This window comes from Pectinatus haikarae (assembly GCF_015732185.1).
Taxonomy (GTDB): domain Bacteria; phylum Bacillota; class Negativicutes; order Selenomonadales; family Selenomonadaceae; genus Pectinatus; species Pectinatus haikarae.
Genome location: NZ_WIQM01000014.1, coordinates 1 through 17,313 on the forward strand (window position 1 = coordinate 1; position 17,313 = coordinate 17,313).

The 17,313-nt window shown below is 40.7% G+C and carries 12 protein-coding genes, 1 other RNA gene and 1 pseudogene; 5 read left to right on the forward strand and 9 right to left on the reverse strand.

Features of this window, described 5'->3' with window-relative positions; translation table 11 throughout:
• A pseudogene (locus I6758_RS08465) lies at positions 1-370 on the reverse strand (Fis family transcriptional regulator); the annotation flags it as partial.
• A gap of 318 nt (positions 371-688) precedes the next feature.
• Here I6758_RS08465 and I6758_RS08470 point away from each other — a divergent pair.
• Complete coding sequence (locus I6758_RS08470; protein ID WP_196604780.1) at positions 689-1,021, forward strand: hypothetical protein; 333 nt, start codon at positions 689-691, stop codon at positions 1,019-1,021.
• A gap of 92 nt (positions 1,022-1,113) precedes the next feature.
• Here I6758_RS08470 and dnaX read toward each other — a convergent pair whose 3' ends face one another.
• Both dnaX and ffs read right to left on the reverse strand, forming a co-directional pair.
• Positions 1,114-2,859, reverse strand: a complete 1,746-nt coding sequence (gene dnaX, locus I6758_RS08475) for a DNA polymerase III subunit gamma/tau (protein WP_196604781.1) — start codon at positions 2,857-2,859, stop codon at positions 1,114-1,116.
• A gap of 19 nt (positions 2,860-2,878) precedes the next feature.
• An RNA gene (gene ffs / locus I6758_RS08480) (signal recognition particle sRNA large type) lies at positions 2,879-3,108 on the reverse strand.
• A 211-nt stretch (positions 3,109-3,319) separates the two neighbouring features.
• Between ffs and I6758_RS08485 the strand changes: the two genes are divergently transcribed.
• Both I6758_RS08485 and I6758_RS08490 read left to right on the forward strand, forming a co-directional pair.
• Positions 3,320-5,374, forward strand: a complete 2,055-nt coding sequence (locus I6758_RS08485) for a methyl-accepting chemotaxis protein (protein ID WP_196604782.1) — start codon at positions 3,320-3,322, stop codon at positions 5,372-5,374.
• A 220-nt stretch (positions 5,375-5,594) separates the two neighbouring features.
• A complete protein-coding gene (locus tag I6758_RS08490; RefSeq protein WP_196604783.1) occupies positions 5,595-5,972 on the forward strand; it encodes a methylglyoxal synthase in 378 nt (125 codons plus the stop codon).
• A gap of 45 nt (positions 5,973-6,017) precedes the next feature.
• On the opposite strand, the gene I6758_RS08495 is transcribed toward I6758_RS08490, so the two are convergent.
• The 6 genes from I6758_RS08495 to I6758_RS08520 all read right to left on the reverse strand — a co-directional run bounded on the left by I6758_RS08495 (position 6,018) and on the right by I6758_RS08520 (position 13,953).
• Positions 6,018-7,307, reverse strand: coding sequence for an aspartate aminotransferase family protein (locus I6758_RS08495; RefSeq protein ID WP_196604784.1), 1,290 nt, complete (start codon positions 7,305-7,307; stop codon positions 6,018-6,020).
• Between the two features lie 170 nt (positions 7,308-7,477).
• Positions 7,478-9,406 (reverse strand): peptidase U32 family protein, encoded by a 1,929-nt coding sequence (locus I6758_RS08500; RefSeq protein ID WP_196604785.1) that lies wholly within the window; start codon positions 9,404-9,406, stop codon positions 7,478-7,480.
• A 143-nt stretch (positions 9,407-9,549) separates the two neighbouring features.
• The gene (locus I6758_RS08505; protein ID WP_196604786.1) at positions 9,550-10,767 is read right to left on the reverse strand and encodes an ABC transporter permease; all 1,218 of its coding nucleotides are present in this window, start codon (positions 10,765-10,767) and stop codon (positions 9,550-9,552) included.
• The gene (locus I6758_RS08510; protein ID WP_196604787.1) at positions 10,757-11,455 is read right to left on the reverse strand and encodes an ABC transporter ATP-binding protein; all 699 of its coding nucleotides are present in this window, start codon (positions 11,453-11,455) and stop codon (positions 10,757-10,759) included. Before I6758_RS08510 ends, I6758_RS08505 begins: the two co-directional genes overlap by 11 nt.
• Positions 11,456-11,545: 90 nt before the next feature.
• On the reverse strand, positions 11,546-12,664 hold the full coding sequence (locus I6758_RS08515; RefSeq protein WP_196604788.1) for an efflux RND transporter periplasmic adaptor subunit: 1,119 nt from the start codon (positions 12,662-12,664) through the stop codon (positions 11,546-11,548).
• Between the two features lie 2 nt (positions 12,665-12,666).
• A complete protein-coding gene (locus tag I6758_RS08520) occupies positions 12,667-13,953 on the reverse strand; it encodes a TolC family protein (protein ID WP_196604789.1) in 1,287 nt (428 codons plus the stop codon).
• 492 nt (positions 13,954-14,445) lie between these two features.
• Between I6758_RS08520 and serA the strand changes: the two genes are divergently transcribed.
• Together serA and mdh are read left to right on the forward strand one after the other, a co-directional pair.
• Complete coding sequence (serA, locus tag I6758_RS08525; protein ID WP_196604790.1) at positions 14,446-16,029, forward strand: phosphoglycerate dehydrogenase; 1,584 nt, start codon at positions 14,446-14,448, stop codon at positions 16,027-16,029.
• A gap of 340 nt (positions 16,030-16,369) precedes the next feature.
• Positions 16,370-17,302 carry a malate dehydrogenase gene (gene mdh, locus I6758_RS08530; protein ID WP_196604791.1) on the forward strand — a complete coding sequence of 311 codons (933 nt, stop codon included), beginning with the start codon at positions 16,370-16,372 and terminating at the stop codon, positions 17,300-17,302.
• Positions 17,303-17,313: the final 11 nt, after the last annotated feature.

Genomic DNA, 17,313 nt, shown 5'->3' on the forward strand with positions numbered 1-17,313 from the left:
ATTTCAGATTGGCGCCTTCAATTTTTTTCGAAAGCAATCTGTTATACGGAGACGAATAATTTTTTAAAATATTGCATTCGTTATCCAGCAGCAGCAGACATAAATCATATTCCTGTAAAAAATCCCTTATCCCATCAGTAAAATCCTGCATATATTCCACTGCTGCTTTATGATGATTTTGCAAAACTCTTAATTCTTCTTTGCTCATCTCCGCCAGATCACTGAATTTCTCTGCGGTTATGGCAAATTTTCTGCTTTTCTGCCATGATTCGGCCACCCAGGGATGAACATTGGGATCAATTTCGCCGCTTTCTGCAAATTTATTGTAGTAATTCACTAATTTATCTCTATTGCGATTCTGTCTTATCATTATATCTTTGTGCCGGCTGTATGCCGACCACAAAATGTTACACCTCAATTTCCTATGCTGTCTAAATTAAAATACATATATATCATATTGTATCAATCATTACTGAAAGTAGCAATTGATATTTACAAAAAAGCTTGTTTCACATTGAATAATAATGATCATATTTACCAATATAATCCACTTGCAATGGGCAAATAACTATAATACTGTTTTTTATGATCAAAACTGTACTGTACAGATTGATAGGTTCAACCATGTTAGTCACTGATTGGAATTTATGCTATAATATATAAAATCAATAAAAAAGGATTGATGTGAATGGCCCGATATTCAAAACGCATCAGTGAGAAAATCGAAAAAACCAAGGGCTCTGCTGCTCCGCCGCAAAAAAAAGCAGGCCGCGATATTCTCTTGATAGTACTTATAGTTATTAACATCGTATTTCTGATAATAGGCTGGCCGCAGCTGGCAAACATTGACAGAGGCATATATATCCTGCTGGAAGGAGCCCTCATATCCATCTATGCGCAGCGGCATGCTGACCTAAGTGAGAAATACAGTGAATATGTAAAATATCTCAGTTTTATCTTTATGGGATTAGCTTTTCTTTTATTTATTTACAGTGCCTACATGCGTTATATAGCTTCATGAGACTTTCTGACTGCTGCGGTCCTACAGTATTCGCACGATATGAAACGGGGAATATCCACTATGTGGATGTTCCCCGTTTCGTGTATAAAAGATCAAGTTTCCTCTATAATATTGCCGCCGAAAATATCTACGGCATTTTGCAGACGCTTCTTTTCCTCAATGCTCAGATCATTTCTGTCGCCTGCTGTTTCAGTTTTTTTTTCCACAGCTGTATTTTTATCGGCAGATTCATCTGATAATATCTTTTTAGAAGCAGGCTGATCCATAACACATACAAGATTTATATGCTGCCCTGTTTTTGTTAATAAAAGCTCTTCTATAAGATTTTTATAATCAGCCCGTTCCGTCCTTGCTTTGAGAAATGACGCCTTAAAAGCAAGAATCATTTGATTGTTTGCCATACCGCGAACCTGTGCTTTCTCCACACAGGCAAGCGCAGGAATTTTATGCTGTTCACGCAGTCCATCCAGCACTGCCTGCCAGACAGGCAGTGCCTCTTCACGCTGTTCCGGTGAAAGCATCTCACGGACCGCAGGAGAAACTGGTTTTACCGCCTGAGCAGGAATATGCTCGTTACTGCCGGCGTTTTTCGTCTTTATATTGTTTTTTTCTGTGCTGCTGCTCTTTTTTACTGCCGGTACGATAGCCGCACGTGCAGAATTTTCCAGCTTACTGATCACATTTTCCAAATGCGATATTTTTTTCTCCATTGCCAAAAGACGCGTATCTTCCGCTGATACGTTATTTTCCGAAGCAGTCTCATAAGGGTAGCATAGTCTCATCAATGCCATTTCAACAGTTACCCGCGGCTGCGGGGACCAACGTATCTGTCCTGATGCTTCATAAACTGCATCTATCATTGCAGTCAGCTGTTCATGCTTAAAAGCAGCTGCCTGACGGGCAAGCACAGAACCTGCCTCCTGCTCTTCGAGAGCAATTTCACCGGAAGCCTTGTAGATCATGACCGAACGCCAATGAAGAGCCAACTCTATCAAAAGCTGACTTATGGCCTTACCTGCGGCAATCAATTCTCCTACAGCATGCAAAATACCCTGCGTATCATTATTTATAATGGAATCTGTTATCTGCCAGATGTATTCGTAATCTATTATACCTAAAATATGGCGTACATTTTCTGCCGTCAATTTCTCCGTTGACAAAGCCGTACACTGATCAAGCAAACTTAAGGCATCCCGCATACCGCCGTCAGCATGAACGGCTATTATGGAAAGAGCTTCATCTTCAGCTGCTATATTAATAGCAGCTGATATTTTTTGCAGCTGTTTTTTTATATCATTCTGTGTTATCCGCCTAAAATCGTATCTTTGACAGCGCGACTGGATCGTAGCCGGCACCTTTTGTATTTCAGTAGTAGCCAAAACAAATACCACATGCTCAGGCGGTTCTTCCAGCGTTTTCAAGAGTGCGTTAAATGCCTCGGATGTAAGCATATGCACTTCATCAATAATATAAACTTTATATTTGCCCTCTGCAGGGGCAAATTTTACAGTTTCCCGCAGATCGCGGATTTCATCAATGCCACGATTTGAAGCAGCATCTATTTCATATACATCCATAAATGTATTATTATTTATTTTTTCACAGTTGCTGCATTTATTGCAGGGTTTCGCCGTAGGACCATGTTCACAGTTTAATGCTTTGGCAAGGATTTTGGCTGTACTTGTTTTTCCTGTGCCACGCGGACCGGAAAACAAATATGCATGGCCTATCTTGCCGTTTTTTATAGCTTGCGCCAGCGTGTGACTGATATGATCCTGTCCTACCAGATCAGCAAAATCCTTAGGCCGCCATTTGCGATACAGTGCCACATAAGACATGCTTTCACCATCTCCTTTACCGGAAAAACAGGAAAAACAGCTCCTCAAATCAGACTACGGCGCTCAGGCACCCTCACGGCACATGAAGGTAATCACTTACCGCTGCTTCCTTCCGGATCTGACGGGGTTCATGAGTCTCCATTGCGTAAGACCCAAGCGCCGCAGTCTCATTTGAAAAACTGCTTTCGTTTGTCTATTTTATCATAACTTATGTCTTGTTGCAAGAATATATATTTTCAAAGCTTACAAAATAATAATTTTCTATCCGTCTTTCAGGCAAAACAAACAGAATATCAAAATCATCTTTCTTGTCAGGTCAATAATTCCGATTCAGTGAAGTTTGTTAATATAAACGTAACATTAAAATAACAAACACTGCGTTATATAATATTAAACTTAATCTATACATGTTGTGCTCAATGCTGCCTTATAAAAATATTCCACGAAGGGTGAAATGAAAATGGAAAACATTACAAAAAGCATCAAGACGCTTTTTATTATTGGCACAGTATTGATCGTAATTTTAATCAGTGGCATTCAAAGCGGTTTTGGCATTTATCAGTTCAAGAACAGCATGGAAGATGAAGTTAAAAACAATCTGCGGCATCAGTCCGGTGAAATAACCAACCAGATGTCTGTCAGTTTGACAGATGCAGCCAAATATGCGGAGCTGTTATCCTACAATATTGGCGCAATGCCTCAATATAATACAGATTTGATTCTCAATATTATCAATAAATATATATCCTCAAGCCAGCTGGTAAATGGAATGGGCTTTTGGTTTGAACCGGATATGTACGAAAAAGGCACAAAATATTACGGACCTTATGAATATAAAAATAACGGCAAAATTGAAACTACCTGGGAATACAGCAACAGCAGTTATGATTATTTCAGCTACGATTGGTATAAAAATGGCTTAAAAACGACTGCAAATACAGCCTGGAGCGAACCATATGAGGACTCTGTAAGCAAAGTCGCAATGATCACCATCAGCAGTCCTATCAAAAAAGATAACAGCGTCATCGGCGTGACTACCGCCGATATTAATCTAAAAACATTGACGGATTACATTCGCAATATAAAAATAGGCCAGACCGGATATGCTTTTGTTATAAGTCCTCAGGGATATTATCTTGGTGACAAGGATGACAATAAAAATCTTAAGGAAAAAATCGTAGATGACCAAAATCCCGCAGTACAGCAGCTTGGAACGGAAATCTTAAAATCGGCAGATACATTTTTGACAGAATCCTCAGCCTTTGGCGAAAACAGCTTTGTTATAGCCGCACCGATCGCCGAAACAGGAATGCATATGGTACTGGTATATCCTACTGCGGAAGCCTATCAGAATGTCAACAAAGTAATGATCATAAGCATAATTATCTTTATCGCCGTTGTCCTGCTGCTGGTAAGCTTCATAATCATGATTTTCAACAGAAAGATCGGCAGGCCGATCGAATATCTGATGCATTGTGCGGAACAGATAGCCGGAGGAGATCTATCAACAAAAATAAATATAAAATCAGAAGATGAAATGGGAAGATTGGGCAAAAGTCTTAGCCGTATGACAGAAGACCTGCGCAGCGTTATTTCCCGTGTAGCCGACACCTCGCAGTCGGCCGCGGCTTCAAGCGAACAGCTGACTGCCAGTTCCGGCCAGTCGGCGCAGGCTGCCGATCAGGTTGCGTCTCTGGTAGCTGAAATCGCAAACAACGCATCTGTTCAGACAAAAGAAGTAAATGACACCACTAAAACCGTTGATCAGCTATTAGCAAGAATAAAAAAAATCGCTGACAATGCCGGCCATATTGCCGAACAATCTGCCAACGCTTCGGAAAAAGCCCAAAACGGCGGTCAATCAGCAGACAAAGCCGTCCTGCAAATGAACCAGATAGCCGCAGCCGTCAATGAATCCTCACAGGCGGTAGCAAAACTGGGAACCCGATCAAAAGAAATAAGCATTATAGTAGACGCCATTTCCGGAATTGCCGGACAGACAAACCTGCTGGCGCTTAATGCCGCGATCGAAGCCGCACGGGCCGGTGAACAAGGCAAAGGATTTGCCGTTGTTGCCGAAGAAGTCAGAAAACTGGCGGAGCAATCGGAAAACGAAGCCAAGAAAATCGCCCAGCTGGTCGGGGAAATCCAGTCAGACACAGAAAAAGCCGTATCTGTAATGCAGTCCGGCACTCAGGAAGTACAAACAGGAGCTGAAGTAGTAGACCTGGCAGGCACTGCCTTCAAAGAAATCATAACTTCAGTGGAAAATGTCTCCGACCAAATGAAAGAAATATCTTCAGAAATACAGAAAATGTTCTCTGACAGCGGCCATATTGCCAAAGCCTTTGAAAAGATCGATCTCAACAGCAAAGAACTGGCTGACGGAACACAAGGCATTTCCGCCGCCACACAGGAACAGCTTGCCTCAATGGAAGAAATAGCCAGTTCCAGCCAGACCCTTGCAAAATTAGCCGAAGAGCTGAAAACACAAATAGCTAAATTTCATCTGTAACAGCAGCATTCTGTCAAAAACGGACTATGCTCCGTTTCCTATTTATAGCACAGACAGGTGTTTACCAAACCAAACAAATAGTCTATACTATAAATGAATCTTTTGTACTGACAGCAGCTGTTTTACCGGATAAAACGTCCGTTTGTGCAAGCTTAGAAATATATTGATGCGGGCGATGGTCCGAAAATAATAAAAATATCAGAAAGTCGGTGTTATGCTTATGGAAACTATTGCTTTAATAGCTCATGATCAAAAAAAAGATGAGATGCTGTCTTTTGTCAACAATCATAAGGATCTGCTGAAAAAGTTTCATCTTGTCGCCACTAAAACTACGGGCACGCTGATAAATGAAAAATATCAGCTTAACGTAGAAACAATGATGTCAGGACCTTTGGGCGGTGATCAGCAGATTGGTGCTCTTGTAGCTACCGAAAAAATCAATTATGTCATATTTTTGCGCGATCCGCTGAACGCCCAGCCACATGAACCGGATATCAATGCTTTACTGAGAATTTGTGATGTACATAACATTCCTCTTGCTACCAACAGAAAAAGCGCCCATATTTTATTAAAATATATTTCCGCAAAAATGCAATAAAAAATGGTCCGCAAATATCTTTATCAGGTATTTGCGGACCATTTTCTATTCAAATTTTTTTATTGCATTTTCCAGAGTGTCCAGCATATTATCAATATTATTTTCGGTTATTATGAGAGGCGGCTGAAAAGCCAGAACATTCCTGAATATACCGTTTTTCCCTATAATAAAACCTCTGTCTTTCATTTCTTCAGCAATTTTATCCAATTTATCCGCAGCAGGGCTCTTGTCTTTGTTTACAAGCTCTGCTCCTACCATGAGACCCAAGCCTCTTACATCACCGATGAGCGGATGTCTTTTTTGGATATCCTGCAAGCCTTCTCTCAGCTGTACACCTCTTTTTTGAGCATTTTTCATAAGATCATGTTCCAGGATATACTTCAGCACTGCCATACCCGCAGCCGTCGATACAGGATTTCCACCAAGAGTGGATGCTCCCGGCTTAACATATATATCTGCGATTTTGGGGCTGGCAATAAAGGCGCTGATGGGGACACCATTGCCAAGAGCCTTGGCCATTGTCATAATATCCGGCTCCACACCAAAATTTTCTATCGCAAACATCTTGCCTGTACGTGCGAACCCGGTCTGCACTTCATCAATTATCATAAGGGTATTATGCTTTGCCAGAATTTCCCTGACACGTTTAAAATAATTCTTCGGCGGAACGACTATCCCGCCATTTCCTTGTATCGGTTCTGCAATGAAGGCAGCCACTTTATCCGAAGTAGCATAACTTATTATATCTTCTATCATATTGGCACATTCCAGATCGCATTCCGGATAACTTCTTTTCAAAGGACAGCGATAACAGTTTGGATTCGGTGCAAAGTGAATGCCGCCGACAGGATGTGGATCAGTGCGCCACATGCTTATGCCCGTCAGATTCATTGTAAGCTTTGTCCGTCCGTGCAAACCATGCCGCAGACCTATAAATTCATCATTGCCTGTATACAGCTGAGCAAGCAGCAGCGCACCTTCATTGGCTTCAGTTCCTGTCGAACAAAAAAAAGATTTTTGCAGAGCGCCCGGTGTGACTTCAGCTAGCTTTTCCGCTAAATTAACAAAATTTTCAGTAAGATATATATTGCACACATGCTGTAAATCATTTACCTGATCGCATACGGCTTTTGTGATCTCCGGATTGCAGTGACCACAGTTGATGACTGACACCCCTGCAAAAAAATCAACATATTCCCTTCCCGTATTATCATATAAATACTGCATTTTTCCTTTGACAAATTCAGGAGGATTCTGATAAAAATGTCCCAAACAAGGCATTATATATTTTTTTTTCTTTTCCAATATTTTTTCCGGACCAATATAACTCGTCATGAAACTACCTCTCATTCAAATATTTACAATATCAAATCCATTTGCATTAATAATCGGATTTTATAGAAGTGCCGCATTGCAGTGACACGACTTATATCTTCAAATAAATATACTGTTTATATAAATAATATATAAACAGTATATTTCAAAACCATAGAATAACCTATTCTTTATTTTGAAGTATCGTAACGATATACACCGTTGCCAATGCTGCGCGGACCAGTCTGCTCAATCTCCTCGATTATTTCATGAACATCGTACGCAGTATAATCATCTATCATCTGGCGGTAGATATTCACCAGCCTGCCGGTATACTCCGGTGAGTAATCCTGTGCCTCGATACAAAATGAAGCTGCTCCAGCCAAACTTTCCAAATACGGCATAAGGCAGATGTCATGAGAAAAAAGTACATGATTTCTATTATATTGTGTTCGCCTTACAGCATGTACTTCATCTGCCATATCAATAAATGCATAATGTTTTTCAAAAGCTTCGGGATCATCCAATTGATTTTTCCCTGTTTCTTCCATAATAAAATCAAAATCACATATCATAGCTTCGATTGATCCATGAACGACAACTTCTATCGGCAGTGTGCTTTTCCCGATAAGACCGATAGTTTGTTTATGTGCCAGTTCCAATGAAACGGCTGCCTGAACAGCTCCTTCGCTTTTTAGTAAAGCTGCCGCTTCACAATTGAAAAGACTAAAGGAAGAACCACAATATACCGGCAGATTCGTCAATTTTTTCGCCAGTGAAAAAGTTCCCATGTTGTGTACCAAAATACCATCCGGTTTAAAGCTGCCGAGTGTGCTGAATAATTGTTCCAGCTCACTTATTTCCCGTGTTCGTGTTATGCGTGGTGTAGTGATAATCAGCCTGCAGCCTTTTTCAGCTGTTATTTTTCTGGCTTCTGCAAATTCGGCTATAGTCCACGGTTTTAAAGGACGATAGACATCACCGCCGGCATATACTGCATCTGCTCCGTTAGCACAGGCTTCCTTTAAGTGTAGCAATGACGCACAGTGTACAGACAGATCAGGTTTTTTATGTTCCTTCGGCTTAAAAGGAACTGTTTTTTCTCTTTCAAATCCAGCCTCTTTCACTGCCTTGCTAAAAAAGCGTGGCTCATCTTCTCCCGTCAAACCAATATCCTTATATGTAGGTTTACTGACGGCAAAGCAGGTCGAAAAACCTCTTACCTTACTTTCAGAAAGCTTCTGCCAGTCATTATTATCCACACTATAGCCTGCAGGATCTGCTATGTATCGATCTATGGCACGGCGATATATACCAACAAGCTGGCTGACAAAAGCGGCATCTCTCATACGTCCTTCAATTTTAAACGAATATACTCCTGATTGAATCAATTCGGGAAGCGCACGATACATACACATATCCTTTAAAGCCATTTTATAAGAAAATTTTTGTTCAGATAAGAACCGCGGATCAGCAATCTTGGTCTCTTCACCAAATTTATACTGCCAGCGGCAAGCTTTCATGCAGCGTCCGCGATTGCTGCTGTTGCCGAATACAATTCCCGAATGCAGACATTGTCCGCCTTCCGCAATACACATGTCACCGTGAACAAAATATTCCAGCTCGATTCCCGTTTTCTGTTTTAGAATGCATATTTCACTGAGACTCATTTCACGGCTGGCTACAATACGGCTGATGCCATACTGCTTAAATTTTTCAATCATAAGCTCATTGTGCGTATTCATCATGATCGATGAATGAAGATTGAGCTTCAACCCAAGTTTTTTCACTATTTCTATTACAGCCAGATCCTGAATAATAAGTGCGGCGGGTTTAATATCACGGTCAAGACATTTCAGATACTCGACAAGCTGTGGAATTTCATCATCACTTATAAGATTATTTAAGGTTATATACAAATTCACGCCATGGGAATGAGTATATTCCACAGCTTTTTTTAATGATGCATTATCAAAGTTAAAATCATCACGAAACATCCGCATATTAAAAGCTTTACCGCCCATATAAACAGCATCAGCGCCTGCTTCTACCGCAGCCTCCAATGTTTCCCACTGACCGACAGGAGCCAAAAGCTCAACAGATTTTTTATTGAGTAACATATATTGCTAACTACCATCCTCGCTAAAATTATTTTATAGATTCCCTTGAAAATAAATAAATATTCAATTCAGCAGATAAATCTATTTATAATAATTATACAATATTCTCCTGAAAAATACATACTGTTTTAGTGAGTTTTTTATTATTCGTAGCGAAGTGCTTCGATTGGGTCCAATTTTGCCGCCTTTCTTGCCGGATAAATACCAAAAAACAAACCAATACCGACAGAAAAAAAGAAAGAAAGCAGAATCGGTTCCAACGTTATCACTGTATTAAATCCACCGAATTTGGAAATTGCCATCGCAGAGGCACAGCCGACAACAATGCCGATGAGCCCGCCGATGACACTGACAACAATGGATTCTATAAGAAACTGCATCATCACATTATTGAAAGTTGCCCCCAATGCTTTTCTTATACCTATTTCCCTTGTGCGTTCCGTCACAGAAACCATCATTATATTCATAATGCCAATGCCGCCGACTATCAGAGAAATAGCCGCAATACTCCCAAGAAGCATCGTTATCATAGTTGTGGTGCTGGTCATTGTTTCCATTATGCTTGTAAGATTTCTTACCTGGAAATCATCATTGACCGGATTTTCTATACGATGACGCTGACGAAGCAACGTCTCTATTTCACTTTGGACCTGATCAATTTTTTCAGCCGACGAAACCTGCACGTTTATAGTCCTTATGCTTGTCAAAGCCATTAATCGTTCCATCGCCGTTGTAACAGGTATCAAAACACAGTCATCCTGATCCTGCCCCATAGCTGACTGCCCTTTATTTTCCAAAACACCAATAATTTTATATGGATCATTATTAATACGGATATTTTTTCCGACCGGATTGGTGCTGCCGAATAAATTTGATGCAACAGTGGCGCCTATAACGGCAACACGTGCACGAGTCGTTATGTCATTTTCAGTAAGAAATGACCCGCTGTTGACCGTCAAAGACCGTATCGCCATATATTCTGATGTTATGCCGTAAACAGTCGTGTTCCAGTTTTGATTGCCGTTTACTACCTGATATGATTTTTGCACACTTGGTGCGACATAATCAATGTTTTTTATTTTTTTCTTTATAGCATCCGAATCATCAAGTTTTAGATTTTCACCGCTGCCGGCAGCCTGGCGCACTCCATTCACCCGAGGAGCACCGGCCTGAACAATGAGCATATTGCTGCCAAGACTGGCTATCGAATCCTGAACATTTTTCCTGACCCCCATGCCTATTGATACCATAGCGATTACTGCGCCGACGCCGATGATTATTCCCAGCATAGTCAGTATAGAACGCAGTTTATTGGCAATCAATGCTTTCAGGGCCATCATAACACTCTCATTAAACAACATCCATTTTTTCCCCCCTGCCGGCATCACGTGTTATTACGCCATCGCGTACCAGCAGCTGCCTTGATGCGCAGGCCGCGATTTCAGGTTCATGCGTGACAAGGATGATGGTCTTGCCCTGCTCATGCAAGTCAATAAATATTTTCATTATTTCTGTCGTCGACTTCGTATCCAGATTACCCGTAGGTTCATCTGCCATGATTATACTCGGATCATTCACCAAGGCTCTGGCAATCGCTACTCTTTGTCTTTGCCCTCCTGAAAGTTCATTTGGCTGATGGTTGGCTCTAGTATCCAGGCCTACTGCTTTTAAAAAATGATAGGCCCTCTCCGCACGTTCTCTGCGGCTTTTCCCCGCATATACCAGAGGCAGTGCTACATTATCCAATGCACTTATGCGCGACAATAAATTAAAATTTTGGAAAACGAAGCCTATCTTTTTATTGCGTGTCTTGGCCAGATCATCATCACCTAAATATGCTACTTCCTTACCATCAAGTTTATATGAACCAACTGTGGGCCTATCCAAGCATCCCAGAATATTCATAAGAGTCGATTTTCCGGAGCCTGAAGGACCCATTAGGGCAGCAAACTCTCCCTGTTTTATATGCAGATCAATACCATTTAAAGCGGCTACCTCTTGGGTACCTATCTGATATATCTTTTTTATCCCCTCAAGGTCGATTGTCATAAAATACCTGCTTTCTTAAAAACAAAAGATTCACAAGGACTAAAATAAAAACATCTGCTCGGCAGATACCTGCATTCTTAATGCATATTATTAAAAAGGAGGTCCGCCGCCCTGTTTTGATGATGATGTGCTGGTCTTAGGCGCCGTATATTCTATTGAAACTTTCTCACCTTCATTGAGTCCGTCAAGAATTTCCACATAATCGTCACTATATATCCCCGTCTTCACATAGCGATTTTCAGTTGTTTTATTGTCGTTTACAATGATTACATATGACCCGCTGCTGTCTGTTTTCAAAGCGGCAAGAGGTACAGCAACCGCATCAGCCTTATTGTCAGTGGTTATTTCTACACGAGCCGTCATTGCCGGTTTCAGTAATCCGTCAGGATCATCCACATCCAATGTCACATAGTAATATATAACAGAGGACGTGCTGGATGAAGATGTACTGTCTGAAGATGTATCCCAGCTGTTGCTGACATCAGTTTGAGATATTTTTGCCACTTTTCCTGTAAAGCTTTTGTCGGTATAAGCATCAACGGCAAATACCACAGACTGCCCGACCTTTATCTGCCCTATATCAGTTTCATCGACTTTGGCCAGTATCTGCTTCTGTGAAAGATCGGCGACACGCATTATCACAGTCGGATTGCTTGTTCCCTGAACAGCCATTGTACCGGGTGTCTTAGGTTCGCCGACAACTACTCCGTCCATCGGTGCCGTTATCACAGTTTCGTCGAGATCCGATTTTGTGACTTCCATATCACTCTGTGCGGTTTCATAATTATATTCCGCATCTTCGTAGTCTTCCTTTGACTTGGCTCCGATGGAATATAAATATTTAGCGCGATTATATTTGGAAAGTGTATTGCTGACTGTTTCCTGTGCTTTTATAAGTTCATTTTCCAAATCCTTGCCGTCAAGTACTGCCACAGTCTGACCTGCCTTGACAGAATCATTTTCTTTAACTAGTACGCTTTTTATGCGTGCCGTTATTTTCGAACTCACTTCTACTGATTCTACAGGTTTTATAGTTCCCGTTGCTGAGACTACGGATTTAAGATCCATTTTCTGCACTGTATAAGTCTCGCCGACTTGAGACGCATTATTTTTCTCCTGATAACTGCTCCAGTATTTATAGCCGGAGAACCCCAATACTGCTACTATTACTATTGCTGCAGCTATTTTTATAATAGATTTCTTTTTCATTTTCAGATATTCTCCCCATTAAGCCCCATGGCGTTTTTCAGCTGCGCCTTATATCTGGCGTAATCGTACTGAGCACTTATATGATTTGTTCTGGCCGTTGATAGTGCCAGCTGCGCATCAATGACATCGAGAATGATACCTGCTCCGACCCTGTATTTTTCCTGCGCGATGAAAAGATCCTCTTCTGCCTGTTTTATAGCAGTCTGCGTTAAATTAAATCTTTTTTCTGCGTCGCGCATATTAAGATATGCCTGCCTGACTTCAATATCTATGGAATCAGTTTCCTGCTGGAGAGTCAATTCTGCTTCATCGAGTGCTGATTCGGCAGCATCTACATTTGCCTTTGTGAGTCCGTTATCAAAAACATCCCAGCTGGCGGATATGCCGGCAGTATAAGAATGATCCCGTTCACTGGGCAGAGGCTGCTTGCTCCAGTTTGTTCCTAGTGAGGCACTTACTGTGGGTTTGTAATCAGCCTTTGCCAGATCGACATTCTTTTTTGCAATTTCATAATCCAGCTGTGTCTGTTCCAGATCTTTTCTATTATCAGATGCATATGACAAACAATAGTCCAATGTCTGGTCAAAAGGAATATATCTGAAATCATCCGTCAGATCAAGCAATTCATTTTTATCCATTTTTAGTATGTTTTTCAAAGTCAGTTCATTTATGACCAAAGTATTCTGTGCCTTTATCAGTGTCTGCTGGGCATCAGATAAAGCTACTTCTGAACGCAGCAGATCAGATTTCGGCACACTTCCCGCTGAATATAATTGCTGAACATTTTCCAGATGCTTACCATAATTATCCACAGATTCTTGATCAACACCGATGTTTTTATGTGCTTCCAAAATATCATAATACGCTTTTACCGTATTGTATGTTATATTTTCGGTAGTTCTTTGGGTATTAAGCATACTCTGCTGCAGCATCTGTTCCTTCACATCTGTATTCAACTGTGTTTTTCCTGCAGAATATAACGGATAATTAACAGATACACTTGTATTATTGCTGCGTTCAAAATTTTGGCTTACTCCGTCAGAAACACCATCAGATATCGAAAAATTACTTCCCAGAGAAACTGTCACACCCGCTTGGGCCTTGGTAGCCGCAAGATTTGCTTCAGCTTGATTTTCCTTTGTCGAAGCAATTTTTATATCCAGATTGTTTTGCAAAGCCATCGCTACCGCTTCATTAACGGAAAGGCTGGCACAAAGACCTGTTGTTTCCTGCAAAAATAATAATGCAAATGCTAAACTTGTTACTTTTTTTGTAAATTTCCCGCCCATAGTACTCCTTCTCTAGTAATCTGAATTTAAATCTTCTGTCCATATATTTGCCAGATGCTGTTTTTAGCATAGCAGATATTTGTGTCTTATTGTAGGCAATTCTTTTTTTTATTACAACGCTTTTCCAAATTCATTGTATATTATAGCATAATTTGTCATATATTAAAGAAAAACAATATCATCACAGAGAACGGTCAAATATTCATAAATTGCTTAAAGCAAAACATATTTTAAACAAATTTCTTTTCATATTCGACATTTGCTCAAATTTTTTACTTGACGCATATAATAGTGATAAACTAAAATGTTTAAAGAAACATGTATTTACATAAATATTTCTGGATGTAATTATTACTTCATCTGGATTTAGCAATTGACATCATCATTTAACGATTTTTTCACACTGCTTGCAACAAAAAACTCTGAAATGAATGAAGCCAATTTAAGATCCGTATTATTTTATTTCAATTAAAAGGGAGACTGGATATCATAATGAAAGTTTTAGTTGCTGACGGTGTATCGCAAAAAGCTGTTGATATACTGCAGAAGGATTTTGACGTAGTAGTCAAAGATAAATTACCGGCAGAAGAATTGCTTGAAATAATACCTGAATTTGACGGCGTTATTGTACGCAGTGCGTCAAAAATAACCAAAGAAGTCATTGATAAAGCGGCAAATCTGAAAGTAATCGGTCGTGCAGGCGTTGGAACCGATAATATAGATATTCCTGCGGCTACTGAACGAGGCATCATCGTGCTCAACGCACCAGAGGGCAATACTATTGCCGCTACAGAACATACCATGGCAATGATGCTCTCGATGAGCCGTATGATTCCCATTGCCAATGAAACACTGCATAAAGGTGAATGGAACAGAAAAAAATATGTAGGTGTTGAACTGAGAGGAAAAACACTCGGGGTTATCGGCTTGGGTCGCATAGGCTCAGGTGTTGCCAAAAGAGCTATGTCCTTTGATATGAAAATAATCGCTTACGACCCTTACCTGAACGAAGACAGAGCCCAGGCTCTCGGTGTTAAAATAGGAACTTTGGATGATGTAGTAAAAAATGCCGATTTTATTACCGTACATATGCCTCTTACGCCGCAGACAAAAAACATGCTGAACAAAGATAATATTGCCAAAATGAAAAAAGGCATCCGCCTTGTCAATTGTGCACGCGGCGGCATTATCAATGAACAGGATTTAGCTGACGGTTTAAAATCAGGTCAGATCGCCGCGGCAGCAATCGATGTATTTACTTCAGAACCTCTGGCTCAGGACAATCCTTTGGCCTCCACTCCCAATATTGTTTTGACACCTCATCTTGGTGCTTCAACAGTCGAAGCACAGATCGGCGTAGCTATAGACGCATCAAACGGCGTAGCAGCCGCATTAAAGGGAGAACCCGTCTCTACGGCTGTTAATATGGCACCTGTGTCAGCAGAAACCATGGGAAAAATCCGTCCTTATCTTACTTTGGCGGAAAGACTCGGCTGCACGGCACAATCCCTCTCCGATGGACCTATTCAAAGCCTGACAATACAATATAATGGCGACATCGCTGATATAGATACGAAAATGATGACTATTGCCGTTATAAAAGGTGTCCTCAATCCTATTCTCCAAACAGCCGTCAATTATGTAAACGCGCCTTCAATAGCCAAGCAGCGCAACATAAAAATTCAGGAAATCAAAAATAAAGATGTTGACAATTTTGCCAATTTGATAACTGTGACTTTAAAAACCTCCGGCGGCGAACAATCCGTTCAGGGCGCTCTTTTCGGCACAGAAGGAAGGATCGTGACAATAAACCAGCATCGAGTGGATGTAGATCCTCATGCAAGAATATTGATCTGCCCTCATATAAACCGCCCGGGCATGATAGGCCACGTCGGTTCTCTGCTGGCTAAATATAATATAAATATCTCCGGCATGCAGGTCGGAAAAACAGCGATAGCCGGCACCAGCATTATGGTTCTTACAATAGATGATGATATCACACAGGATATAATTGATCAGGTTTCTAAGATTGATGGCATCTTTGGTGCCAAATTAGTAAATTATTATACAGTCTGAACGATTTTTCGATAAGCCTGTTTCTATTTATTTAGAGACAGGCTTATTTTTTTATACATCATTGCTCTTGTCAATCTGAAGTATGGCACACTTATTGCAGCGCAAAACATTTCTGAGCATAAGAGTCGCTCTCCATGCGGAGAACGACTTCACCTTATAATATATTATTTCTCATTCTTTTCGGGAGTATAATGAATTATACTTAGTTGTCAGCAGATACAATCATATTATATATAGTTTTTATCGTTCAATAAACAAAGCACTTTACTTATAACATTGATTGTATTATACTTTTAATAAAGCTGAATTTAAATCCAAAAATTTGAGGAGGACTCTTGATATGAAGATTTCTGTTATTGGCGCTGGTAACGTAGGTGCTACCGCTGCTAACGTATTAGCTTTAAAAAACTTTGCTGATGAAGTGGTATTGCTCGATATTAAAGAAGGCGTTGCCGAAGGTAAGGCAATGGACATGATGCAGACTGCAAAAATGATGCACATTGATACAAAAATTGTCGGCATTACCAATGATTATTCTAAAACCGAAAATTCCAACATAGTTATTATAACTTCCGGTATCCCTCGTAAACCGGGTATGAGCCGCACTGACCTTATCGGTGTTAACTCTAAAATCGTAAAGTCTGTTATGGATGAATCTTTAAAGCATTCACCTGATGCTATTTTTATCATTATCTCAAATCCTGTAGACACGCTTACATATCTTGCGCTCAAAGACAGCGGCTTACCGCGTGAACGCGTGATCGGTATGAGCGGACTTTTGGACGGGAGCCGTTTCGAATATTATCTGGCACAGGCTATTGGCTGTCCGGTTGGCGACATTGATGCAATGGTTATCGGTGCCCACGGCGACCTTATGGTTCCTCTCACACGTTCAGCTACTTATAAAGGTGTACCTGTCAGTGAATATCTGTCCGAAGAAAAACTTGCTGAAATTGAACATGCTACGCAGGTAGGCGGCGGCACACTCACTAAATTGCTTGGCACTTCCGCATGGTATGCTCCTGGTACTACAGCAGCTACAATGGCAGAAGCTATTGCCAAAAACACAGGTAAAACATTGTCATGTATAGCTTTACTTGACGGTGAATACGGTGAAAAAGACGTATGCGCAGGTGTGCCCGTTGTTTTGGGCAAAAACGGCATCGAAAAAATTCTCGAACTGCCTCTCAGTGAAAAAGAAAAGGCAATGTTCCAGAGCAGCGTAGATAGCGCTAAAGACACAAACGCAAAATTAAAAGAAGCTCTTAAGTAATAGTCTTGATA

Bases quoted from the DNA above. Each gene is read 5' to 3' on its own strand.
- I6758_RS08470 (WP_196604780.1), top strand. From the start codon at position 689: ATGGCCCGATATTCAAAACGCATCAGTGAGAAAATCGAAAAAACCAAG.
- dnaX (WP_196604781.1), bottom strand. From the start codon at position 2,859: ATGTCTTATGTGGCACTGTATCGCAAATGGCGGCCTAAGGATTTTGCT.
- I6758_RS08485 (WP_196604782.1), top strand. From the start codon at position 3,320: ATGGAAAACATTACAAAAAGCATCAAGACGCTTTTTATTATTGGCACA.
- I6758_RS08490 (WP_196604783.1), top strand. From the start codon at position 5,595: ATGGAAACTATTGCTTTAATAGCTCATGATCAAAAAAAAGATGAGATG.
- I6758_RS08495 (WP_196604784.1), bottom strand. From the start codon at position 7,307: ATGACGAGTTATATTGGTCCGGAAAAAATATTGGAAAAGAAAAAAAAA.
- I6758_RS08500 (WP_196604785.1), bottom strand. From the start codon at position 9,406: ATGTTACTCAATAAAAAATCTGTTGAGCTTTTGGCTCCTGTCGGTCAG.
- I6758_RS08505 (WP_196604786.1), bottom strand. From the start codon at position 10,767: ATGTTGTTTAATGAGAGTGTTATGATGGCCCTGAAAGCATTGATTGCC.
- I6758_RS08510 (WP_196604787.1), bottom strand. From the start codon at position 11,455: ATGACAATCGACCTTGAGGGGATAAAAAAGATATATCAGATAGGTACC.
- I6758_RS08515 (WP_196604788.1), bottom strand. From the start codon at position 12,664: ATGAAAAAGAAATCTATTATAAAAATAGCTGCAGCAATAGTAATAGTA.
- I6758_RS08520 (WP_196604789.1), bottom strand. From the start codon at position 13,953: ATGGGCGGGAAATTTACAAAAAAAGTAACAAGTTTAGCATTTGCATTA.
- serA (WP_196604790.1), top strand. From the start codon at position 14,446: ATGAAAGTTTTAGTTGCTGACGGTGTATCGCAAAAAGCTGTTGATATA.
- mdh (WP_196604791.1), top strand. From the start codon at position 16,370: ATGAAGATTTCTGTTATTGGCGCTGGTAACGTAGGTGCTACCGCTGCT.